The sequence below is a fragment of the Microbacterium sp. CGR2 genome (assembly GCF_003626735.1).
GTDB lineage: Bacteria > Actinomycetota > Actinomycetes > Actinomycetales > Microbacteriaceae > Microbacterium.
On the sequence record NZ_RBHX01000001.1, the window covers coordinates 3649196 to 3669457 of the forward strand.

The following is a 20262-nucleotide window of genomic DNA, read 5'->3' on the forward strand; positions in this document are numbered from 1 at the left end:
GGAGCAGTTGAGAGTTCCTCAACTGGCGGGGCTGAAGAAGATGCCCTCGATATCGCCGTTGTCAGTAGTCGAGATGCTCAACGAAATCTCCTCCTCAGCGCCCTGGAGAGTGGTCACCGCGTCAGGGCCCGCCGCTTCGAAGCGGACAATCTCGAACGGCCCCTCGGGTCGCAGATCCTCGTTGATGAGCGCCGCCATTTCGTCCGCGGACATCTGCTCAAGGAAGCTCTCATCGAGCACCGATTCCCATTGACTGCCGGTGGTATCCGACTCGTCGTTCAGGATCTCCACGACCCAGCTCGTCCGTTCGCCAACGGCTGTGGACTCATCGATCTCGCCTTCGACGACAACCCCCGGTGCACAACCCACAAGGAGTGCGATCGGTGCCAGGAAGGCAAGGAAACGAATACGGCTAAACGACATGGTGTGTCCTTTCGTTGGTATCAATGTCGAATCGCGTCGCGGTTGCCGGAGACTGGAATGAGCCGCTGGCGATGAGCGCCACCACGAGGACGGCCGGCACGATCCAGCCTGACCAGCCGAGAATGGTCGCCTGCGTGGTGTCAACGGTCACCCCGTCAGCGGCGAACAAGTACAATGTTCCGCTCGCCGCGGCGTTCAATCCGCCGTGCGCGAGAGCCGGCGGCCACACCGACCCGGACCGTACCCTCAACCAGCCAAGGAGTGAACCCACGATCGTGCACATGCCGATCATCAGGAGGACGGCCATCCACCCGGGCGCCGCGGGGTAGTTGTAGCCGAGCAGGAGCAGCGGCGCGTGCCATGTGCCCCACAGCACACCAGACACCAGAACCGCGGGGACTATCCCCGACGGCAGGAGCTTCGGTAGCAGCCATCCTCGCCATCCGATCTCTTCCCCGAGAGCGGGCAGTAAGTTCACGAACGAGGCGAGGATGATTGCGCCGAATTGCGTCAGCACAAGCGGCCAGACGGACTCGGTGTCTCCTATGGCAGTGTTTGCTCGAAGTTCAGAAAGGCCCGCGAAGTCGCCGGGGTACGCCCCGATCAACGTGCCGACCACGAGAGCGACGACACACAGCAGAAGCATCCCCATCAGCCCGAGGAACGCGTATCCGAGAGTCCGCCGCCAGGGACGAATCGGGCGCAGCCCCAACGCCACCAACCTCTGGCGGGGGCGCTCGATAAACACGACGATGACGAGCGCTACCGCTGCAGGCGTCATCATCATCGCGAGAGCAGTGAGGCCGAACCAAGGGCTGAGCAGTCCCGAGCCGTTCCATAGCGGAAGAGCGACAGCCCAAGCGATCACCAGGACCGCGACGGCGTACAGCGCGATCAACATCCAGCGACTCCTGCGCGTCTCCATGATCACCTCCGGCAGTGGCTAACAATTACTTTACACACCCTGCCGTAACGGTTATGTTGTGGGCACAGTCACACCCACCTGGAAAGGACCAGACATGAAGAACCACCTCGGCCGCGCCTTACCGAAAACACTCCTCGGCGTCGTCCTCACCGGTGCGCTCACCGCGAGCACCGGACACATGGCCTCGGCGACGGAGAACGCGTCGGAAAGTGCGACGGTCTCCGTGGAGTCCAACTCTTCCCGTGCGACAGCGATCAGCGCCGATCAGATCAGCAAGTACTCCGATCGTGAGGTGCTTGAGCTCCTTCTCGCGGGCAAGGGTGCCATCGCTGAGGCGAACCCGAAGATCGTGGACGTGCTCGGTTTCGCACCCGATCGCGCTGAAATCTCCGACGAGGACCTCGCGCTGGTCGTCGACGCGTATCTCGCGTTCAACCCCAACTTCCGGGATCAGGTCCTGCCTGGCCTCACCTCAGGGGCGCCCAACGTGGTGAGCGAGTCCCTCGGCAACTTCTACAAGTCGGTCGTGGAATTCTGGGAGACCGACCCCATCTTCGCTGAGGCCCGAGAGGTCGTCGGCGACGAACCGCTGGTCACCACGAACGCCACCGGACAGGCGGTCCAGAACGTGAACTTCGTCGTGAACATCAACGTTCTCGCGAACATCAATGTCGCGGCTGTCGCGATCGGAGGCGCCGTCGTCCTCGCGTTCGCGTACGTCTACACGCGCTACCTCGATGACCCGAACACGCTGTACGAAGTCGACCAGGCGAACATGGTCCGAGACGTCACAGCCGCCCTCGCCTAAGAACGATCAAAAGTGACGAAGCAGACGATCATTGCGCTCGTCTCGTCCGTCGTCACAGCCGCCGTGCTGGGTATCGCGATCTTCGTATCGATGCCCAGCACGGTGCTGCATCCGAGGGATGGGTCGCCGTTGCGCGATGTAATGACAACGGTACTCCCAGAGAGCTGGCCGTTCTTCACCAAGCCGCCGTCCGACACGGAGATCACCGCCTACGTCCTGGACGACGGTACGCTCCGCTCAGCGTCGGCCTTTCCGAACGCGCATCCCGACAACTGGTTCGGCGTCTTGCGCACCCAACGAGCGCAAGGACCCGAGATGGCCAATCTCACCAGTCCGCTTCCGGCAGAGAACTGGGTCGAGTGTGCAGAAGACCGCTCCCGCGACTGTCTCGTGATCGCGGCGGAGACCGAGCCGGTCTCCATCGTCAACGACTATCCGACTCAGACGCTGTGCGGGAACGTCATCATCGTGGAGACCGCACCAGTCGCCTTCTCGTATCGAGACATGTACGAAGGATGGCGCCTCGATGAAAACGCCGTGCACTTGGATATCGAATGCTGAGCCGGTTAGAACGCGCCTTTCTGGCGCAGATCGCAGCGTTCCCCGGGTGGCACCTGCCGCTCGCGGCGGGACGGACCATTATCGCGCTCGCGCAGATATCCATCTTGCTCTTCACGCCGGCGGCAGCTCTGTTTGTCCCCATCGCCAACGGCCAGGCGGAGTCCCCCTGCATACGCCCACTCCTCGCCATCTCCCCCTACTGCTGGTTCCCCGACGACCGCCAACTCGTGAGCACAGTGGTCATCGTCGTACTCCTGTGGGTGGCGAGCGGGTTCCTTCCTCAGGTCACAGGCTTCGTCCACGCATGGCTGTCGTTTTCGTTCGCTCAGACGATCTCACTCCCTGACGGCGGCGACTACGTCGCACAGGTCACCACCCTCTTCCTCGCGTTCGTCTCGATCGGTCACCGGCGCTGGTGGTACTGGCAACGCTCTCCCGCTGCCCCGCCCCGAGCCTTGAACGTCCCGATAGCGGTCGGTGCAATGTGGGCAGTTCGCGCGCAGGTCGCCTGGATCTACCTGAACAGCGGCCTCTCGAAGGTCTCCGTGTCCGAGTGGCAGGAAGGCTCCGCGATCTACTACGTAGCCCGGATGGAGTGGTTCGGCGCCAGTGGACCCATCGGCGATCTGTTCCTCTGGGCCACCTCTATCCCTGCCGTCGCTCTCGCCATATCTTGGGGAACCATTATCGGAGAATGCGCGATCGCGGTATTCATCTTGATGCCTGGGCGGTGGCCGACGGTCGCTTTCGCGATCAGCGCCGCACTCCATCTGGCGATCATCGTCGCCATCGGGCTGTTCTCCTTCGGTTGGATCATGATCGGTGCTGTCATGTCAGCTGCAGCCCCTGCGCTCTCGACATTCCTTCCTTCATCACCGCCGACAGAGGACACCCAGACAAGCGACGATGAGCTCGCCGAATCCAGAACTGGAGTATGAACGATGTCACTCGCACGCCGCACCCTTGCAGCCCTGGCCAGCCTCCTGCCCGCCATCGCCATCGCGGTGACATACCTCTTCTGGAAAGAGGGACTCGGCTCGCAGGTCGCGTTCCACTGGGACGCTCGAGGCAGAGTCGACGGTGTCATCGAGACAGGTGGAGCCTTCGGACTCGCCCTGGGCATCGCCGCGACCGCCGGCGCAGTTGCCGCCATCGTCGTCCTGCTGAAGTCTCCGAGCTTGCGCACGAAGCGGGATGTCCTCACCTGGACAGGGTTCTTCGCCGGAATCGGAATGGCACTGTGGCTCGTCCCCGCAGGACTCACGTACGCCGCGGGAAACGCCCAAGACGCCGAACTCAACGGATGGCTGGCCCTCCTCGCCGCACTGTTGCTCTATGGCGTGCTTCTGCGCACCTGCGTCCCGTGCACAGAACAGCGTGAGATCGACCAAGAGTCCTCCGCGCGGACGATCACTACGGGCTGGGCAGCGACGGTCTACTCCCCTCAGATCGGTATTGCGTTCGCTATCTTCCTCGGCGCCGGCGCCGGCGGGCTCGCTGCAGCCCAGGAGGCACCGGTCATCGTGCGCGTGCTCATCTGGGCTGTCCTCGCAGTCGCGGCTGTTGCGCTGGTCGCGTTCGTCGGCATCAACGTACGGGTCGATCAGCGAGGGCTCCGCATCCGCTCAGCCCTTCTCCGGTTCCCGTTCAAGCAGGTTCCCGCCGACAAGCTCGGCGACATCCGGACAACAACCGTGCACGCATCGGACTGGGGTGGCTGGGGCATACGCAAGCGCAGCGGTTCGACGGCATTCATCGTCAACGGCCACCACGCAGTGAGCGCATCCCTCCGGGACGGTGGCGAAGTGCTCGTGACGGTACCCGAGCAGAAACTCCCGCGCGAACTGTCGGCCTGACCTGATCGAGCACCGCCAGCGTGTATCGATCCATCGATCTCGGTCGGGCCGTGGTGGTGGCACGCGGACGGTTTTGCGGGCCACAGCAGGCCGTCGCCGACGCCGACGCATTCAGAGAATCGGTGATCGTAATCACACTCACCCAGACCCGAGAGCTGGACCACACATCCGTAGCGGAGCACAAACGACACGCATCGGCGACGCCAGGCGCAGACCTGCACGCAGGTGATGCCGCCCGCGCGCCTAGACGGGCCAAACGGGCACCTTCCTGTCGCGGAACCCACGTCGACAAGAACCCCTTACAGAACGTGCCCACGACTGCCTCTGCGCGAGACACCGCGAAGTGGAATCAGATGGTCACTGAATTCGGGCTGCCGACCCTCACCAGGCACGGTCTCCGTCAATCCGGAGCGACGCGACTCGCCAACCCCGGCATCCCACTCCACTTCCTCCAAGGCATTCTCGGTCACAGATCGATCGAGACCAACCGCGATACCTCTACCCTGAGCACCAGGCCCCTCGACGACGCACGCACCGCCGCGATCATCGACCTGCAAGAAACGATCGCAGATCGGAGCGAAAAGTGGGCTCCAGGTCCCGGCCAGGTCCCGGCCAGGTCCCGGCTCGCGACAGCAGCCACGGACGAGGCATCGAACGGGGCACCAGCAACGGCACGCAGCCGCTTCCACACACCACTTCGAAGAGGACCGCAAGAATAACGAAGCCCAGGCGAGGAACACTCACTCACCTGGGCTTTTCTGTCGGGATGACAGGATTTGAACCTGCGACCCCCTGACCCCCAGTCAGGTGCGCTACCAAGCTGCGCCACATCCCGTTGTTCACTTTTCAGGCTGAACCAGCCGCTACCGCACTTGACCCCCAGTCAAGTGCGCTACCAAGCTGCGCCACAGCCCGTTCTCCTGCACTCTCGCGCAGGCAACTCACCCATCTTAGCCTGAGCTGGCGGCGCTCCGCGAACCGGGGCGTTGCGGGTGTCGGATGCTCCGCGTAGCGTCACTTTCATGGCGACGATCACGACCGAGGTGGCGACGACCGCTCGATGGGACGACGTTCAGCACGCGCTCACGGGAGGAGGCGATGGGGCGAGCTGCCAGTGCATCTGGCCCGTCCTCGCCAACAAAGACTGGAACGAGACGACCACACCGCAGCGCACGGAGATGTTCCGGGCCGAGATCGATGCGGGCCCTCCCCCTGGGCTCATCGCGTACGTCGACGGCGAGGCGGCGGGATGGATCCGGATCGGCCCCCGCACCCGGCAGGCGCGCATTCCACGAACACGCATGATCGCCGCGGCGACGCCTGAGTCGTTCGAGGACGAGTCCGTGTGGGCCGTGACCTGCTTCGTGGTTCGCCGCGAGCATCGCGGCACGGGGCTCAACCTCGCGCTCCTGCGCGCCGGAATCGACTACGCCAAGAAGTCCGGCGCCCGCCTGATCGAGGGCTACCCCGTCGACACCGCCGGCGACAAGAAGCGCACCAACGACCTGTTCCACGGAACGCTCGGCACATTCCTCACCGCCGGCTTCACTCAGACGGCCGAGCTGAGGCCGGGGCGCACCCTCGTCACACTGGATCTTGCCCGATGACAGCCGACTCAGAGCTGCCCGCAGCGATGGGTAAAGTCGCCCTTCGCGAACTCGCCCTTCACGGACTCACACGCCTCGACCAATTCGACGGAGCATCCGCAAAGGAACTGCTCTCGATGCACGGGGTGGGACCGAAAGCGATCCGCATCGTCCGCGAACATGTCGAGGCAGAAGGCCTGCACCTTTCGCCATGACAGCGCACTAGCGTGAAGACATGAGCGACGAGCATCCGACCATCGAAGATCCAGAACTCGGCAGCCTCACGCGGGCGGCATCAGAACTGACCGATGGCACGGCCCTCACTCACGACTGGTACGTCGGCACGACCACCACCGACGGCGGCGAGATCGAGCTCATGATCGAAGGCGCCGACCCCGCGGAAGTCTCCACGCTCCTCCCCTCAGTACGCAAGACCATCGCTGATCTCACGGAACGACGAAGGACCGCCTCGGATGCCGTCGTCACCACCTTCAGCAACGGCGAACCCGAACAGCACGAACTCGACGATGCAGCGTCCGACCTGGTACTCGACACGATCGAAGCCGCTGCCGACGGCACCATCATCCTGCACTTCACCGACAGCTGCGGTGAACACTTCCCGGAGGGGTACTGGCCCGCGGTGCACTTCCGGGCCGACGGTGCCGTGGAGCAGGTCACTGTCGAATCCTGAGCCAGGCGATGCGCGCTCGCGACCATACGATGGGGAGATGCAGCGCCGCACCCTTCCCCCGCCGATCTTGTGGGCGTTCGTCCCCTATATCGTTGCGGCGGCCGTCCACATTACGCTGCTGGCGCTGGACAGCCCCGGAGCCGGACCGACCAAACTCCTGTTGATGCCGCTGCTGGCGTTGCCGGTACTGCTGTCCGCTCCTCGCCTTGTTTCGCGTACGACGCTCATCCTGCTACTGGGCGCTCTGCTGTTCTCCTGGCTGGGCGACGGTGCAGGAGCCTTCTTTCCCACCGCGCCGGAGCTGCCCCTGATGCTCCTCTTCTTCGGCATCGCGCATCTGGCATATATCCTGCTGTTCGCTCGGCACCTGGCACGACGACGGATGCCGTGGTGGGCGCTCGTGTATGCCGTCTGGTGGGTGGCGATGCTCGCTGTTCTCGGCCCACACACTGGCGGCCTGCTCATCGCTGTCGCTCTGTACGGCCTACTTCTCGGCGGGACTGCCGCGTTCGCGGCCCGTTGCAACCGGCTCGTCGCGGTCGGAGGCGCGTTCTTCCTTCTCAGCGACACGGTCCTTGCCGTGCGGCTGTTTCTTCCGGACGTCCTCCCGTCGTGGAGCAGCCCCGCGGTGATGCTCACCTACACGATCGGGCAGGGGCTGATCATCGCGGGCGCTCTCGCGACTCTACGAAAGAAGGACGGATGATGGCGGATGCTGCGCGAGTCGACAGCTGGCTCTGGGCGATTCGCGTCTACAAGACTCGCTCGGCCGCGACGACCGCATGCCGCGCGGGGCATGTCCGCGTCAACGGCGACAAGGTGAAGGCGGCGCAGTCGATCCGCATCGGCGACGAACTCCGCGTCCGGATCGCAGGATTCGACCGGATCCTCGTGGTCCGGCAGATCCTGGTCAAACGCGTGGGTGCGCCGGTCGCCGCCCTCGCATACGAGGACCGCACGCCGGAACGGGAGCCGCAAGCCGCTCTGGGTCTTCGCGATCGCGGGGCCGGTCGGCCGACGAAGCGGGAACGTCGCGACATCGACAAGCTGCGCGGACGGGATGAATTCTTCGCGGATTGACCTTCCCAGATTCGAACATATGTTCCATACTGGAGGCATGACCCAGCGAACCGATCTCGACTTCGAAATCGAGGAGCGGCGCCGCGTCCTCGACTCCTGGGTCGCGAAGCGTCGGCAGATCGCTGCGCTGGAATCCGAGGCGTCCGAGCTTCTTGTGGAGCAGATCGCCCTCCACGACGCCGACGTGGCCGAGAACTCGCACCACCGCGACGCGATCTACCGATCGATGGTCGCGGAGTTCTCCGCGGCGGGCCACATCCCGAAGGGCTCGATCGAGTTCGCATTCAGCGACGCCCGCTCGCTGAGCACGGAGTTGCCCGCTGTACGCGCGGCTTTCGCGGCCGGGAGGATCAGCGCGGGCCATGTTCGTGAGATTGTTCGCGCGAGTGCCATCGTGTCCGAGGCGATCCGCAACAAGAAGGTCGACGCCGGCGTGATGGATCTCTACGAGACCGCCGTTCTCGTCGTCGCCGAAGACGACACCGCCGCTCGCACAGGAGCCCATGCCAAGCAGGTCGCCGCGGCACTCGTCGGCGAAACCGTCGTAGAGCGGCACCGACGCGCGGCCGGCGAACGTTCCGTGAAGGTGCGCTCCGTCGGTGATGGCCTCGCCCTTCTCACCGCTGTGCTGCCGGAATGGGTCGCCACGGCGATCTTCGACCGCCTGACGCAGATGACTCGCCAGGTCGTCTCCGCTCGCGACGAGCGCGAACCGGTTCTCGACCCGTGGACGGCGGACGAAAGCGGAGACTCCCTCTTCCTTGAAGACTTCGCCCTCGACGACCCCTCCTTCGATCCCTACGAAGGTGTGATCTTCGGCGACGACACCTTCGCGACCGACCCAGAGCTCGAGCACGTCTCCACAGACACGCGCACGTGGGACCAGATCCACGCAGACCTGTTCGCCGATCTCCTGCTCACCGCCGACCCCAGCGCCGCACAGGGCGATGGGCTCGACAACATCAACGCTCGTATCCAGGTGACCGTGTCCGCGAGCACACTCAGCGGTGCGGACGACCGTCCCGCGGAGCTCGACGGACACGGACCACTGCACCCCGACGTCGCCCGCAAGCTGGCGGGGCGCAACACCGGATGGAGCCGCCTCTTCCTATCCCCGACCGGAATGGTGACGGAAACCGACACCTACACCCCGACAGAAGGCATGCGCCGGTTCCTCCGCTCCCGCGATCAGCACTGCCGGTTCCCAGGGTGCCGGATGCCAGTGCACCGCTGCGACGTCGACCACAACAGGGACTATGCCAAAGGCGGAAAGACCCGGCTCGACAACCTCGCCCACTTCTGTCGCTCACATCACGTGCTCAAGCATCCCGACAACCCGGCTCCGCATCGCTGGACGGCGCAGCAGCGCCAAGACGGGACGATCACGTGGTTCAGCCCGCTCGGACGCGCATACCCCGACCGTCCGTCACAGCGAGTGATGTTCGTCTGACGGATGCCGGGTCTGAGCGGGATGCTCGTCCGAGACGGATGCTGGTCTGAGCGGGATGCTCGTCTGAGCGGGAGGACCGCCTAAGCGGGGCGAGGACCGTCTGAGGGTGATATTCGCCTGTGACAGACACCGGCAGCGAGCAGAGAGGTCAGGCGTCGTTGCGCTCGAGCAGCGCCAAGAGCCAGCCCGCCGAGCGAACCTGCGTACGGTCCACGGCCTCAACGCGGTCTCGAAGCCCGCGGTCGCTGGTGACGGCGAGGACACTCTGGCCGGCATCGACGCGCCGCTGCACCTCGGCGACGATCGCGTCATCTCCCTCAGCGTCCGCTTTGACGACCCTCACCGAACCTGTCGTCCCCGCATCGGGCGCTTTCGCCTGGCCCTCGACGACCATCGACACTTCGGGAAACCAGAGATCCCCGTCGAGCCCGAACTCGTCCGCCGCGACCGCCAGTCCATCCAGCCGCGCCCGCAGCCGAGCGGCAGCGCCCGCGCGATCCTTCCACCAGCTATCCGGCACCGAACCGACGACATTCGCGGCATCCACCACCACCGCCGGGAACAGGTCCAGCTGCGCACGAAGCGCCGGCCATGCCGCCCCGAATCCCGGATGCAGCGGCCGAGACTCGACCTCGGCCACCGGGACCCATTCGAGTGCCACGCTCTCGGGGTCGCTGATCACCGGGTCGAACGGCACCTGCACATCGGCGACGACCGTCGTGTACGACCAGACGTCCAGATCGAGCACACTGATGAACCTCGGGCGAACAGCTCCATCCGGAACGCCCGCCTCTTCCTGCGACTCGCGGACCGCTCCGACGATCGCACTCTCACCCTGATGCAGAGCCCCACCGGGAAGGCCCCACGTACCCCCGAAGTGGCTCCAGGAGACGCGGTGCTGCAGCAGGATCCCCCGGTGCGGATCGACGGCGAGGAGACCGGCGGCGCCGAAGCGCCCCCAGTACTTCTCCCCCGATGCCGCGACAACCCAGGCATCACCCGGATCCCGCGGCCCCTCAGGGCGACGCGGCTCACCGGCGGGAGGAGGTACGACAGTCACCCCTTCAGCTTTTCACAGCATCCGGGCATCGGCACCATCGAGCCGTCACGAGCCGGAATGGATCAGCGCTGGCGCTTCTCGCGCACGCGCATGTTGATGACGATCGGCGTGCCCTCGAACGAATAGATCTCGCGCAGCCGGCGCTGAATGAACCGACGGTAACCCGGGTCGAGGAAGCCGGTCGTGAACAGCACGAACGTCGGCGGACGCGTCGACGCCTGAGTTCCGAACAGGATCCTCGGCTGCTTGCCACCACGCAACGGGTGCGGGTGCTCGGCGACGAGTTCCGCCAGGAAGGCGTTGAACTTGCCGGTCGGGATGCGGCGATCCCAGTTCTCCAGCGCCGTCTCCAGCGCGGGAACGAGCTTGTCCAGGTGCCGACCCGTCTTGGCCGAGATGTTCACGCGCGGTGCCCAGGCGACGTGCGCGAGGTCCTGCTCGATCTCCCGCTCGAGGTAGCGACGACGATCCTGATTCTCCAGATCGTCATCGTTGAGGCGATCCCACTTGTTGAAAGCGAGCACGAGCGCGCGGCCGGATTCGAGCACGAGGTCGATGATGCGCACGTCCTGCTCGCTGATCGTCTCCGACACATCGAGCACGACGACAGCGACCTCGGCCTTCTCCAACGCCGCCGATGTACGCAGCGAGGCATAGAAGTCGGCGCCCTGCGCCATGTGCACGCGGCGACGGATGCCGGCAGTGTCGACCAGGCGCCACATCTTCCCGCCGAGTTCCACCACCTCATCGACCGGGTCGCGAGTGGTCCCGGCGAGTTCGTTCACCACGACGCGCTCTTCGCCGGCGGCCTTGTTGAGCAGCGACGACTTGCCGACGTTCGGGCGACCGAGGATCGCGACTCGACGCGGCCCACCGATCTCCTGCTTCGCGACGGCCGAGATCTCCGGCAGCTTCTTCAGAACAGCATCCAGCAGGTCAGCGACACCGCGTCCGTGGATGGCGGAGACCGGGTGCGGCTCACCGAGACCCAGGTTCCACAACGCGGCGGCCTCCGGCTCCTGCCGGGCATCGTCGATCTTGTTCGCGACGAGGAACACGGGCTTGCCGCTCTTGCGAAGCAGCTTCACCACGTGCTCGTCGGTGGATGTCGCACCGACCATCGCGTCGACCACGAACAGCACCATGTCGGCGAGGTCGATCGCGACCTCCGCCTGGGCTGCCACCGAACGGTCGATCCCGCGGGCGTCGGGCTCCCAGCCGCCGGTGTCGACGAGGGAGAACCGTCGGTCCGCCCACTCCGCCTTGTACGTGACACGGTCACGGGTGACGCCGGGGGTGTCTTCGACGACGGCCTCACGGCGGCCGAGGATACGGTTCACCAGCGCGGACTTGCCCACATTCGGGCGACCGACGATCGCCACGACGGGCAGCGCCGGGGAGAAGAGGATACCGTCTTCGCCCACGGTGATACCGGCGAGCAGCGCGGCATCCTCGTCATCCAGGTCATAGTCGGCGAGCCCTGCCCGCAGGGTTTCGGCGCGCTGCTCGGCGAGCTGCTCGTCGATCTGTTCCATCTTCTCGGCGAGCTGGTCGGGGCCGCCTTCGTATTCTTCGTCAGCCACGGTGTGCTCCTCGGAGTCGTTCGATCACCGTGAGTACGGCGTCGATGGTCTGGGGGAAATCGAGTTCCGTCGAATCGACGACCTCGACGCCGTCAGCGGCGTTGAGAAAGTCGACGACGGCACTGTCGGAGGCATCGCGCTTGTGCAACGCCGCGGCGACAGCATCCGCGTTCTCGCCGGCGAGTTCGCCGGCACGTCGGGCCGCCCGCACCTCGGGGGCGGCGGTGAGCAGGATTCGTACAGGGGCGTCGGGCGCGACCACGGTCGTGATGTCGCGACCTTCCACGACCACGGCAGGGTACGACGCTTCGGACACGAGTGTGCGGAAGAGTTCGTTCACCTGAGCGCGCACCTCCGGCACACGAGCGACGCCGCTCACCGCCCCGGAGACCCGAGGGTCGCGGATCGCCTCGGTGACCTCGACGTCTCCGACGCGCACCGCGCGGTCATCCGGGTCGAGTCCCAGGCGCACCGGGAAGTCGGATGCCGCCGCGCGGACGGCAGCGGGATCGGAAGTGTCCGCGCCCTGGTCGAGCACGTACCATGCGAGCGCTCGATAGGCGGCGCCGGTGTCGAGGTAGCCGTAGCCGAGCGTGCGGGCCACGGCTTTCGACACGCTGGACTTGCCGGACCCGGCCGGCCCGTCGATGGCGATGAACTTGGTTGCGGTGGTGGTGTCAGTCATTCGTGTTCCCCGCGATCCGCCATCCACGTTCCTGAAGGCCGGAGATCGCGCCGTGGAGCGCGGCCGGATCGACACTGATCTCTGCGAGACCGAACTGGGCGCCCGGCGAGTGCTCGAGACGCAGATCTTCGACGTTGACGCCGAGTTCGCCCAGCTCGCCGAAGAGGCGGCCGAGCTGACCGGCGGTGTCGTCGATCATGACGACGAGAGACTCGAAACGCCGGTTCTGTCCGTGCTTGCCCGGCAGGCGGTCGACGCCCTCGTTGCCCTGGCGGATCGTCTCCGCGACCACGCGGCGGGCGCCGGGGGCGCTCGGGTCGCGCAGGGCGTCGGAGATCGCGTGAAGATCGGAGGCGAGGTCGTCGAGGATCGCCACGACCGGAGCAGCGTTCGCACCGAGGATCTGCACCCACAGCTCAGGAGCGGATGCCGCGATGCGCGTGGTGTCGCGGACGCCCTGCCCAGCCAGACGCAGAGCGCCCTCTTCCGCCTCGGACAGGCGGGCGGCGAGCAGACTCGCGACGACCTGGGGAACGTGCGAGGTCAGCGCGACCGAGCGATCGTGCTCCTCGGGGGTCATCTCCAGCGGCATCGCACCCACTTCGAGCGCGAGCCCCTCGACCATGGCGAGGTCGGCGGCTTTGGTGTCCTCGTCACGGCACACGACCCAGGGACGTCCGACGAAGAGGTCGGCGCGCGCCGAGATCGCGCCCCCACGCTCACGTCCGGCCAGAGGGTGCGAGCCGATGTAGCGCGCGAGATCGACCCCGCGAGCCTGCAGTGTCCGGAGAGGTTCGAGCTTCACGCTCGCGACGTCCGTCACCACGGCGTCGGGGAATCGCTCGAGTTCCATCTGGATGATGTCGGCGGTCACGTCGGGCGGCACGGCCACCACCACGAGCGAAGGCGCGTCATCGTCTGCCGAGAGGCGGCCGGCGCCGTAGTCGACGGCGAGGCGCAGCTGTGCAGGCGAGGCATCCGTCAGCACGACATCGATGCCCTTGGCGCGCAGAGCATGTCCGACGCTCGCACCGAGCAGACCGGCGCCGACGATGCGGACGGTCCCGGAGAGCCGGGGCGCGACGGCGCCGGCCTTCCGCACCGTGAGCGCACTCGTCGTATCGGTCACTCGTTCTCCTGCTGCTCGCCTGGCGCCTCGGCGACACCGGAATCACGGCGCGACAGAGTCAAGAGCGCGCCAAGTTCGATTTTAGTCAGTTCCCGGGTCTTCCCCGCCGGGAGGGTTCCCAGGTGCAGCGGTCCGAACTGCCGGCGCACGAGTTCCGTGACCGGGTGACCGACGGCGGCGAGCATCCGACGCACGATGCGGTTGCGCCCCGAATGCAGCGTCAGCTCCACGAGGCTCGACCCGCGCGAAGTGTCGAGCAGTCGCGCCTTGTCGGCGGCGATCACACCGTCTTCGAGCTCGATGCCCTTGGTGAGCTTCGAGATGGTCTGCGCGGTCACGGACCCCTCGACCTTGGCGATGTACACCTTGGTGACGCCGAACGACGGATGCGCGAGGATATGCGCCAACTCGCCGTCGTTGGTGAGGATCAGCAGGCCGCTCGTCTCGGCATCCAATCGTCCGACGTTGTAGAGGCGCTCCTCGTAGTCGGACGTGAACCGGCGCAGGTCCGGGCGGTCGTTCTCGTCGCGCATACTGCTGACGACGCCGGTGGGCTTGTTGAGCATGACGTAGCGCTTGGAGACGTCCAACTGCACAGCGGTGCCGTCGACGTCCACGAGGTCGTGCTCCGGATCGATCCGTCGACCGAGCTCGGTGACGACCTCACCGTTGACGCGGATGCGTCCTTCGACGATGTACTGCTCGACGACGCGACGAGAGGCCACCCCGGCCGCAGCGAGCACCTTCTGCAGGCGAACGCCCTCGGGCGCCTCGTCGTTGGTGAAGTCGGTCATCGGATGGTCCCTTCGTCGAAACCGTCTGCGCCGTCATCGAGCAACGGCGAGATCGGGGGCAGCTCGTCGAGCGAGTTGATGCCCAGGTGCTGCAGCAGCGCGTCAGACGTGCCGTAGTTGATGGCTCCGGTCTCGGAGTCGGCGAACAGCTCCGTGATCAATCCGCGCGCCAGCAGCGTCCGTACCACGGAGTCCACGTTCACCGCACGGATCGAGGCAACCTGGCTTCGGGTGACGGGCTGCTTGTACGCGATGACGGCCAGAGTCTCCAGCGCTGCCTGCGACAGCCGTGCCGGCGCCTGCCCGCCCACGAACTCGGCGACGAGGTCATCGTGGTCCTCGCGGACGTAGAGGCGCCAGCCACCTCCGACCTCGCGGAGTTCGAACCCCCGGCGCGGACCATGCCCGCGACCGTCGTAGTCGTCCACCAGAGTCTCCAGCGCCTGCCGTACGGCGGGCACCGGAGAACCGACCGCGGCGGCGAGTGCGACCAGGCCGATCGGCTCGTCCACGATGAGCAGGACCGCCTCGATCCGCTCGGTGACCGGAGTCGTCAGAGTCTCCGGTGCCTCAGCATCCGGCGCCTCGGCCTCCGGAGTCTCGGGCGTGGCGGAGGTATCACTTGTCATAGTCGGCTCCCAGTGTCGCCAAGGTCTCATCCGACCAGGAGTCGGCCGCCCAGCGGAGCGTCAGCTCGCCGAGCGGTTCCAATTGTTCGAAGGACAGCGCCGCGTGCCGGTAAAGCTCCAGTACGGAGATGAACCGCGCGACCACGATGCCGGGCTCGCTCACACCCGCGACGAGTTCACGGAAGCTGACCGACTCCGTCGCCCGGAGCAGCGTCACGACGATCGCCGCCTGCTCGCGGATGCTGATCAGCGGGGCGTGCAGGTGGTCGAGCCCGACGTGCGGCATCTCCTTGGGCGCGAAGGCGAGCAGGGCCAGGGCTGCGAAGTCGTCGACACTGAGCGACCAGACGAGCTCCGGCGTCTTCCTGCGGTGTTTCTCGTCGAGGCGCACGGCGCGGACGTGGCGTCGGTCCTCACGCTGCAGGCAGCGCGCGAACCAGGTCGACACCTCCTTGAAAGCCCGATACTGCAGCAGCCGGGCGAACAGCAGATCTCGTGCTTCGAGCAGGGCCACCGCCTCGGCGTCCACGAGCTCGCCCTGCGGAAGCAGACCCGCGACTTTCATATCGAGCAGCGTCGCCGCGACCACGAGGAACTCGGACGCCTGATCCAGCTCCTCATCGTTCTCCAACTGTCCGAGATACGCGATGAACTCGTTCGTGACGGCGCTCAGGGACACTTCCGTGATGTCCATCTCGTGCTTCGAGATGAGGTTCAGCAGGAGATCGAACGGTCCGTCGAAGTTCGACAGCGAGACCCGGAACCGCGAACCGTCCTCAGGCCCTCGGGGGATCTCGGGGACCGGTGTCGTGCTGAGGTCGTCAGGCGACGGCGCCACGGGCGACCAGCTCCCGCGCCAGCCGCAGGTATGCCTGCGCGGCAGCGTGCTCCGGTGCGAACTCGGTGATGGGCAGGCCGACGACCGATGCATCCGGGAACTTCACGGTGCGCCCGATGACGGTCTCCAGCACATCGTCTCCGAAGGCCTCCACGACGCGCTCCAGCACCTCGCGGGAATGCAGCGTGCGGGGGTCGTACATCGTCGCCAGCAGACCGTCCATGGTGATCGACGGGTTGAGCCGGTCGCGCACCTTGTCGATGGTCTCGATGAGCAGGGCCACACCTCGGAGAGCGAAGAACTCGCACTCCAGCGGGATGATCACGCCGTGCGCGGCGGTCAACGCGTTCACGGTGAGCAGACCGAGCGACGGCTGGCAGTCGATGAGGATGACGTCGTACTCCCCCGCGACCTGGCGAAGCACACGGGCGAGGATCGTCTCGCGGGCCACCTCGTTGACCAGGTGGACCTCCGCGGCGGAGAGATCGATGTTCGCCGGCATCACGTCGAGACCTTCGACACCCGAGTGCACGATGGCATCGTGCGCATCGCGCTTCGTGTCGAGCAGCAGGTCGTACACGGTCGGCACGTCGTGCGTCTGGATGCCGAGACCGGCGGACAGCGCACCCTGAGGGTCGAAGTCGACGGCGAGCACCTTGCGACCGTACTCGGCGAGAGCAGCCGCCAGGTTGATCGACGTCGTCGTCTTTCCGACGCCGCCCTTCTGGTTGCACAGTGCGATGATCCGAGCAGGCCCGTGGGACTTCAACGGCTTGGGGGTCGCGAACCCCTGATAGGGGCGACCAGTGGGTCCCATGGGGGTCTCGTCGGCCTTCTGTGCCTTCGCCCTGGACTTCGCCACTTTCTCAGTCACCGTTCTCCTGCTCCTTCGTGCTTGCTCGATTCTAGCGGCCGGCTCCTCGCTCAGCGTCTCGGCGCGCGGCGTGCTCCCGCATGCGGGCGGCATGTGGCGTTCATGGCTCAGCGGGCGCGCGGATGTGAAGTCGCGTAGATGTCGCGCAGCGTCTCGACGGACACGTGCGTGTAGATCTGCGTCGTCGCGACCGACGCGTGCCCGAGGAGCTCCTGCACCACACGGACGTCGGCGCCGCCCTGCAGGAGGTGGGTCGCGAACGAATGCCGCAGCGTGTGCGGCGAGATCTCCGCCGTGATCTGCGCACGTTCGCCGGCTGCTCGGATGATGAGCCAGGCGCTCTGGCGGGAGAGCGGCGCGCCTCGCGCGCCCAGGAACAACCGTGCCGACGCGCGCCCCTGGGCCGCAAGACCGGGTCGCACCCTGGTCAGATACGCATCCACCGCCGCCCGCGCGTAAGAGCCGATGGGCACGATGCGCTCCTTCGATCCCTTGCCTCGAAGACGGAGCACGTCGCCGTGGGCCAGGTCGTCGACATCGAGCCCGATCGCCTCCGAGACACGGGCACCGGTGGCATACAACAGTTCGAGCAGCGCACGGTCCCGAACCCCGAGCGGGTCATCGGGCGACGGCGCTGCCAGCAGCCGCTCGACCTGGTCGATGGTCAGGTCCTTCGGGAGACGCCGTGGCGCCTTGGGCGGCCGAAGTCTCCCGCTCGGGTCATCGGCCTCGATGCCCTCCCGCACGAGGAACCGATGCCAGCCCCGCACAGACGACTGCAACCGGGCGATGCTCGTGGATGCCGGAGGCGGGTCGGCGGATGACCGCTCGGTGATGAATCTCCCGATCACCGACGGAGTGACCTCGACCGTGTCGGCGATGCCGTCGGCGATCAGCCACTCCAGGTAGCCGTGCAGATCTCTCCGATACGCCGCGACGGTGTGCTCACTCAGCCCGCGCTCGACGGTGACGTGACGCAGATACGCGTCGAGCGCGCGCTGGAGCTGCATCCTCAGCGCCGATCGCGCAGTTTCTGCATTGCGGCCAGCACTCCGATCGACAGTATGCCGTTGCGCATGCGCCCCGAGAGGACGGCCTCCACCGCCTCGGCCAGCGGCACCCACTCGACGCGGATATCCGCTTCCTCGTCTTCCCGGTCGTGCGCCGTCTCCGCCGCACTGATTCCGGTCGCGAGGAAGACATGGATCAGCTCGTCATTCCCGCCGGGCGTCGTCCACGACGACACCAGAGGCTCCCACCGGTCGGCGACCAGGTCGGCCTCCTCCGCGAGCTCACGGCGAGCGGCTTCGAGCGGTTCCTCCCCCGCGACGTCGAGAAGGCCCGCCGGCAGTTCCCAGTCCCGGTGGCGGATCGGATGCCGATACTGCTGGATCAGCAGGACGCGGTCGTCGTCGTCGAGGGCGAGGATCGCGACAGCGCCGGTGTGTGCGACGTACTGTCGTCGGATCTCGCCGCTGCCGTAGCGAACCCGGTCGTCGCGGACATCCCAGACCGCGCCTTCGAAGGCGACGTCGCTCTGCAGGATCTCCGGTTCGAACGGCTCATCCCGGAGATCCGTGCTCACGTCACTCATCGACGCTGGCGTCGACGTCGAACAGCTCACTCGCGTGGTTGCGCTCGATCGCCGCACCGACGAGTCCGCGGAACAGCGGGTGCGGGTCGGTGGGGCGCGAACGCAGCTCGGGGTGCGCCTGCGTGGCGATGTAGTACGGGTGCACCTCGCGCGGCAGCTCGACATACTCGACCAGGTCGAGTTCCGGGTTGAGCCCGGAGAACACGAGGCCCGCCTCGGAGAGGCGCTCACGGTAGGTGTTGTTGACTTCGTACCGGTGACGGTGACGCTCCGAGACCTCCGAGGCGCCGTACACCTCGCGGGCGAGCGAGCCTTCGGCGAGAGCGGCCTGGTAGAGGCCGAGACGCATGGTGCCGCCCAGGTCTCCGCCGTCGAGGATCTCGATCTGCTCCGCCATGGTGGCGATCACGGGCTCGGAGGTGTCCGGATCGAACTCAGTCGACGAGGCGTCGGCGATGCCGGCGACATCGCGCGCGTACTCGATGACCATGCACTGGAGTCCGAGGCACAGGCCGAGCGTCGGGATGCCCTGCTCACGCGCGAACTTCAGCGCTCCGAGCTTGCCTTCGATGCCGCGGATGCCGAAGCCGCCGGGCACGCAGATTCCGTCGACTTCGGCGAGATGCTGCTGGGCACCCTCGGGGGTCTCGCACAGATCCGAGGGGATCCACCGGATGTTGACCTTGGTCTCCTGGGCGAACCCACCGGCCTTGAGTGCTTCGGTCACCGAGAGGTAGGCGTCAGGGAGATCGATGTACTTGCCGACCAGGCCGATCGTGACCTCGTGCTTGGGATTGTGCACCGCATGCAGCACCTTGCTCCATCGCGACCAGTCGACCTCGTCCGCTGCCTTCTCGTCGAGGCCGAGGCGCCGCACGATGTAGGAGTCGAGACCCTGATCGTTGAGCGTCGAGGGGATGTCGTAGATGCTCGGCAGGTCGACGGTGTTGATGACGCCCTCGACGTCGACGTCGCACATCAGAGCGATCTTGTTGCGGTTGCTCTCGCTGACGGGGCGGTCGCTGCGGAGAACCAGCGCATCCGGCTGGATGCCGACCTGGCGGAGGGCGGCGACGGAGTGCTGCGTCGGCTTGGTCTTCTGCTCGCCGGACGCACCCATGAACGGCACGAGCGAGACATGGACGAAGAACACGCTGTCGCGTCCGAGCTCGTGCCGCAGCTGGCGCGCGGCTTCCAGGAAGGGCTGCGACTCGATGTCGCCGACGGTGCCGCCGACCTCGGTGATGATGACGTCGGGGCGCGGCTCCTCGGTGGCCTGGAGACGCATGCGGCGCTTGATCTCGTCGGTGATGTGCGGGATGACCTGCACCGTGTCGCCGAGATATTCGCCGCGCCGCTCGCGCGCGATGACCTGGGAGTAGATCTGGCCGGTCGTGACGTTGGCCGCCTCGGAGAGGTTGATGTCGAGGAAGCGCTCGTAGTGGCCGATGTCGAGGTCGGTCTCCGAACCGTCGTCCGTGACGAAGACCTCACCGTGCTGGAACGGGTTCATCGTGCCCGGATCGACGTTGAGGTACGGGTCGAGCTTCTGCATCACGACCCGCAGTCCGCGTGCGGTGAGCAGGTTGCCCAGGCTGGCCGCCGTGAGGCCCTTACCCAAAGACGAAACGACACCACCTGTCACAAAGATGTGCTTGGTCGTGTCGTTCTTGGGTCCCGCAGAAAAAGAGTTCAT

General features: G+C 66.2%; 24 protein-coding genes and 1 tRNA gene. 11 read left to right on the forward strand and 14 right to left on the reverse strand.

Annotation, left to right across the window (positions count from 1 at the left end; genetic code table 11):
- Window positions 1-18: 18 nt before the first annotated feature.
- Together D7252_RS18260 and D7252_RS18265 are read right to left on the reverse strand one after the other, a co-directional pair.
- Window positions 19-423 (reverse strand): Cpe/LpqF family protein, encoded by a 405-nt coding sequence (locus D7252_RS18260; protein ID WP_120776683.1) that lies wholly within the window; start codon window positions 421-423, stop codon window positions 19-21.
- Entirely contained in the window at window positions 413-1324 is a 912-nt protein-coding gene (locus tag D7252_RS18265) for a CPBP family intramembrane glutamic endopeptidase (RefSeq protein WP_215111011.1), read from the reverse strand. Before D7252_RS18265 ends, D7252_RS18260 begins: the two co-directional genes overlap by 11 nt.
- Window positions 1325-1442: 118 nt before the next feature.
- Here D7252_RS18265 and D7252_RS18270 point away from each other — a divergent pair, with 118 nt between their 5' ends.
- The 5 genes from D7252_RS18270 (at window position 1443) to D7252_RS18290 (ending at window position 5292) form a co-directional block, all read left to right on the forward strand.
- The gene (locus tag D7252_RS18270) at window positions 1443-2156 is read left to right on the forward strand and encodes a hypothetical protein (RefSeq protein WP_120776685.1); all 714 of its coding nucleotides are present in this window, start codon (window positions 1443-1445) and stop codon (window positions 2154-2156) included.
- A 12-nt stretch (window positions 2157-2168) separates the two neighbouring features.
- Window positions 2169-2717 carry an SdpA family antimicrobial peptide system protein gene (locus D7252_RS18275; RefSeq protein ID WP_120776686.1) on the forward strand — a complete coding sequence of 183 codons (549 nt, stop codon included), beginning with the start codon at window positions 2169-2171 and terminating at the stop codon, window positions 2715-2717.
- A complete protein-coding gene (locus tag D7252_RS18280) occupies window positions 2711-3655 on the forward strand; it encodes a hypothetical protein (RefSeq protein WP_120776687.1) in 945 nt (314 codons plus the stop codon). Before D7252_RS18275 ends, D7252_RS18280 begins: the two co-directional genes overlap by 7 nt.
- Before the next feature lie 3 nt (window positions 3656-3658).
- Window positions 3659-4573 (forward strand): hypothetical protein, encoded by a 915-nt coding sequence (locus D7252_RS18285; protein WP_120776688.1) that lies wholly within the window; start codon window positions 3659-3661, stop codon window positions 4571-4573.
- 353 nt (window positions 4574-4926) lie between these two features.
- Complete coding sequence (locus tag D7252_RS18290; RefSeq protein ID WP_120776689.1) at window positions 4927-5292, forward strand: tyrosine-type recombinase/integrase; 366 nt, start codon at window positions 4927-4929, stop codon at window positions 5290-5292.
- 42 nt (window positions 5293-5334) lie between these two features.
- On the opposite strand, the gene D7252_RS18295 is transcribed toward D7252_RS18290, so the two are convergent.
- A tRNA-Pro gene (locus tag D7252_RS18295) sits at window positions 5335-5408 on the reverse strand.
- 187 nt (window positions 5409-5595) lie between these two features.
- Here D7252_RS18295 and D7252_RS18300 point away from each other — a divergent pair.
- From D7252_RS18300 to D7252_RS18325, 6 genes are read left to right on the forward strand one after another with little or no spacing between them, the layout of a single operon-like run.
- The gene (locus D7252_RS18300) at window positions 5596-6180 is read left to right on the forward strand and encodes a GNAT family N-acetyltransferase (RefSeq protein ID WP_120776690.1); all 585 of its coding nucleotides are present in this window, start codon (window positions 5596-5598) and stop codon (window positions 6178-6180) included.
- Complete coding sequence (locus tag D7252_RS18305; RefSeq protein WP_120776691.1) at window positions 6177-6374, forward strand: hypothetical protein; 198 nt, start codon at window positions 6177-6179, stop codon at window positions 6372-6374. The genes D7252_RS18300 and D7252_RS18305 overlap by 4 nt, the downstream gene beginning before the upstream one ends.
- A 20-nt stretch (window positions 6375-6394) precedes the next feature.
- The gene (locus tag D7252_RS18310; RefSeq protein WP_120776692.1) at window positions 6395-6850 is read left to right on the forward strand and encodes a hypothetical protein; all 456 of its coding nucleotides are present in this window, start codon (window positions 6395-6397) and stop codon (window positions 6848-6850) included.
- Between the two features lie 37 nt (window positions 6851-6887).
- Window positions 6888-7556, forward strand: coding sequence for a lysoplasmalogenase family protein (locus D7252_RS18315; RefSeq protein ID WP_120776693.1), 669 nt, complete (start codon window positions 6888-6890; stop codon window positions 7554-7556).
- Window positions 7556-7930: an RNA-binding S4 domain-containing protein gene (locus tag D7252_RS18320; RefSeq protein ID WP_120776694.1), complete on the forward strand. Its 375-nt coding sequence runs from the start codon at window positions 7556-7558 to the stop codon at window positions 7928-7930. The genes D7252_RS18315 and D7252_RS18320 overlap by 1 nt, the downstream gene beginning before the upstream one ends.
- A gap of 37 nt (window positions 7931-7967) precedes the next feature.
- Window positions 7968-9380, forward strand: coding sequence for an HNH endonuclease signature motif containing protein (locus D7252_RS18325; RefSeq protein ID WP_120776695.1), 1413 nt, complete (start codon window positions 7968-7970; stop codon window positions 9378-9380).
- A gap of 148 nt (window positions 9381-9528) precedes the next feature.
- Here the strand turns inward: D7252_RS18325 and D7252_RS18330 are convergent, their stop codons facing one another.
- From D7252_RS18330 to D7252_RS18380, 11 genes are all read right to left on the reverse strand, one after another.
- Window positions 9529-10440, reverse strand: a complete 912-nt coding sequence (locus D7252_RS18330) for an NUDIX domain-containing protein (protein ID WP_120776696.1) — start codon at window positions 10438-10440, stop codon at window positions 9529-9531.
- A gap of 62 nt (window positions 10441-10502) precedes the next feature.
- Window positions 10503-11975 (reverse strand): ribosome biogenesis GTPase Der, encoded by a 1473-nt coding sequence (der, locus tag D7252_RS18335; RefSeq protein ID WP_251051623.1) that lies wholly within the window; start codon window positions 11973-11975, stop codon window positions 10503-10505.
- A gap of 40 nt (window positions 11976-12015) precedes the next feature.
- Entirely contained in the window at window positions 12016-12708 is a 693-nt protein-coding gene (gene cmk / locus D7252_RS18340) for a (d)CMP kinase (protein WP_120776698.1), read from the reverse strand.
- Window positions 12701-13837: a prephenate dehydrogenase gene (locus tag D7252_RS18345; protein WP_183055361.1), complete on the reverse strand. Its 1137-nt coding sequence runs from the start codon at window positions 13835-13837 to the stop codon at window positions 12701-12703. The genes cmk and D7252_RS18345 overlap by 8 nt, the downstream gene beginning before the upstream one ends.
- Complete coding sequence (locus D7252_RS18350) at window positions 13834-14631, reverse strand: pseudouridine synthase (RefSeq protein WP_120776699.1); 798 nt, start codon at window positions 14629-14631, stop codon at window positions 13834-13836. The genes D7252_RS18345 and D7252_RS18350 overlap by 4 nt, the downstream gene beginning before the upstream one ends.
- On the reverse strand, window positions 14628-15260 hold the full coding sequence (gene scpB, locus D7252_RS18355) for an SMC-Scp complex subunit ScpB (RefSeq protein ID WP_251050767.1): 633 nt from the start codon (window positions 15258-15260) through the stop codon (window positions 14628-14630). Before scpB ends, D7252_RS18350 begins: the two co-directional genes overlap by 4 nt.
- The gene (locus D7252_RS18360; protein WP_374225781.1) at window positions 15250-16098 is read right to left on the reverse strand and encodes a ScpA family protein; all 849 of its coding nucleotides are present in this window, start codon (window positions 16096-16098) and stop codon (window positions 15250-15252) included. Before D7252_RS18360 ends, scpB begins: the two co-directional genes overlap by 11 nt.
- Entirely contained in the window at window positions 16082-16915 is an 834-nt protein-coding gene (locus D7252_RS18365; protein WP_183055407.1) for a ParA family protein, read from the reverse strand. Before D7252_RS18365 ends, D7252_RS18360 begins: the two co-directional genes overlap by 17 nt.
- A gap of 164 nt (window positions 16916-17079) precedes the next feature.
- Window positions 17080-17982, reverse strand: coding sequence for a site-specific tyrosine recombinase XerD (gene xerD / locus D7252_RS18370; RefSeq protein ID WP_120776700.1), 903 nt, complete (start codon window positions 17980-17982; stop codon window positions 17080-17082).
- 2 nt (window positions 17983-17984) lie between these two features.
- Window positions 17985-18566, reverse strand: a complete 582-nt coding sequence (locus D7252_RS18375; protein WP_120776701.1) for an NUDIX hydrolase — start codon at window positions 18564-18566, stop codon at window positions 17985-17987.
- Window positions 18559-20262, reverse strand: coding sequence for a CTP synthase (locus D7252_RS18380; protein WP_120776702.1), 1704 nt, complete (start codon window positions 20260-20262; stop codon window positions 18559-18561). Before D7252_RS18380 ends, D7252_RS18375 begins: the two co-directional genes overlap by 8 nt.

What these genes read in the sequence shown, in the direction of transcription:
- D7252_RS18260 (WP_120776683.1), bottom strand. Translation starts at nt 423, where the DNA reads ATGTCGTTTAGCCGTATTCGTTTCCTTGCCTTCCTGGCACCGATCGCA.
- D7252_RS18265 (WP_215111011.1), bottom strand. Translation starts at nt 1,324, where the DNA reads ATGTTGATCGCGCTGTACGCCGTCGCGGTCCTGGTGATCGCTTGGGCT.
- D7252_RS18270 (WP_120776685.1), top strand. Translation starts at nt 1,443, where the DNA reads ATGAAGAACCACCTCGGCCGCGCCTTACCGAAAACACTCCTCGGCGTC.
- D7252_RS18280 (WP_120776687.1), top strand. Translation starts at nt 2,711, where the DNA reads ATGCTGAGCCGGTTAGAACGCGCCTTTCTGGCGCAGATCGCAGCGTTC.
- D7252_RS18285 (WP_120776688.1), top strand. Translation starts at nt 3,659, where the DNA reads ATGTCACTCGCACGCCGCACCCTTGCAGCCCTGGCCAGCCTCCTGCCC.
- D7252_RS18290 (WP_120776689.1), top strand. Translation starts at nt 4,927, where the DNA reads ATGGTCACTGAATTCGGGCTGCCGACCCTCACCAGGCACGGTCTCCGT.
- D7252_RS18300 (WP_120776690.1), top strand. Translation starts at nt 5,596, where the DNA reads ATGGCGACGATCACGACCGAGGTGGCGACGACCGCTCGATGGGACGAC.
- D7252_RS18305 (WP_120776691.1), top strand. Translation starts at nt 6,177, where the DNA reads ATGACAGCCGACTCAGAGCTGCCCGCAGCGATGGGTAAAGTCGCCCTT.
- D7252_RS18310 (WP_120776692.1), top strand. Translation starts at nt 6,395, where the DNA reads ATGAGCGACGAGCATCCGACCATCGAAGATCCAGAACTCGGCAGCCTC.
- D7252_RS18315 (WP_120776693.1), top strand. Translation starts at nt 6,888, where the DNA reads ATGCAGCGCCGCACCCTTCCCCCGCCGATCTTGTGGGCGTTCGTCCCC.
- D7252_RS18320 (WP_120776694.1), top strand. Translation starts at nt 7,556, where the DNA reads ATGGCGGATGCTGCGCGAGTCGACAGCTGGCTCTGGGCGATTCGCGTC.
- D7252_RS18325 (WP_120776695.1), top strand. Translation starts at nt 7,968, where the DNA reads ATGACCCAGCGAACCGATCTCGACTTCGAAATCGAGGAGCGGCGCCGC.
- der (WP_251051623.1), bottom strand. Translation starts at nt 11,975, where the DNA reads ATGGAACAGATCGACGAGCAGCTCGCCGAGCAGCGCGCCGAAACCCTG.
- cmk (WP_120776698.1), bottom strand. Translation starts at nt 12,708, where the DNA reads ATGACTGACACCACCACCGCAACCAAGTTCATCGCCATCGACGGGCCG.
- D7252_RS18350 (WP_120776699.1), bottom strand. Translation starts at nt 14,631, where the DNA reads ATGACCGACTTCACCAACGACGAGGCGCCCGAGGGCGTTCGCCTGCAG.
- scpB (WP_251050767.1), bottom strand. Translation starts at nt 15,260, where the DNA reads ATGACAAGTGATACCTCCGCCACGCCCGAGACTCCGGAGGCCGAGGCG.
- D7252_RS18365 (WP_183055407.1), bottom strand. Translation starts at nt 16,915, where the DNA reads ATGGGACCCACTGGTCGCCCCTATCAGGGGTTCGCGACCCCCAAGCCG.
- xerD (WP_120776700.1), bottom strand. Translation starts at nt 17,982, where the DNA reads ATGCAGCTCCAGCGCGCGCTCGACGCGTATCTGCGTCACGTCACCGTC.
- D7252_RS18375 (WP_120776701.1), bottom strand. Translation starts at nt 18,566, where the DNA reads ATGAGTGACGTGAGCACGGATCTCCGGGATGAGCCGTTCGAACCGGAG.
- D7252_RS18380 (WP_120776702.1), bottom strand. Translation starts at nt 20,262, where the DNA reads ATGAACTCTTTTTCTGCGGGACCCAAGAACGACACGACCAAGCACATC.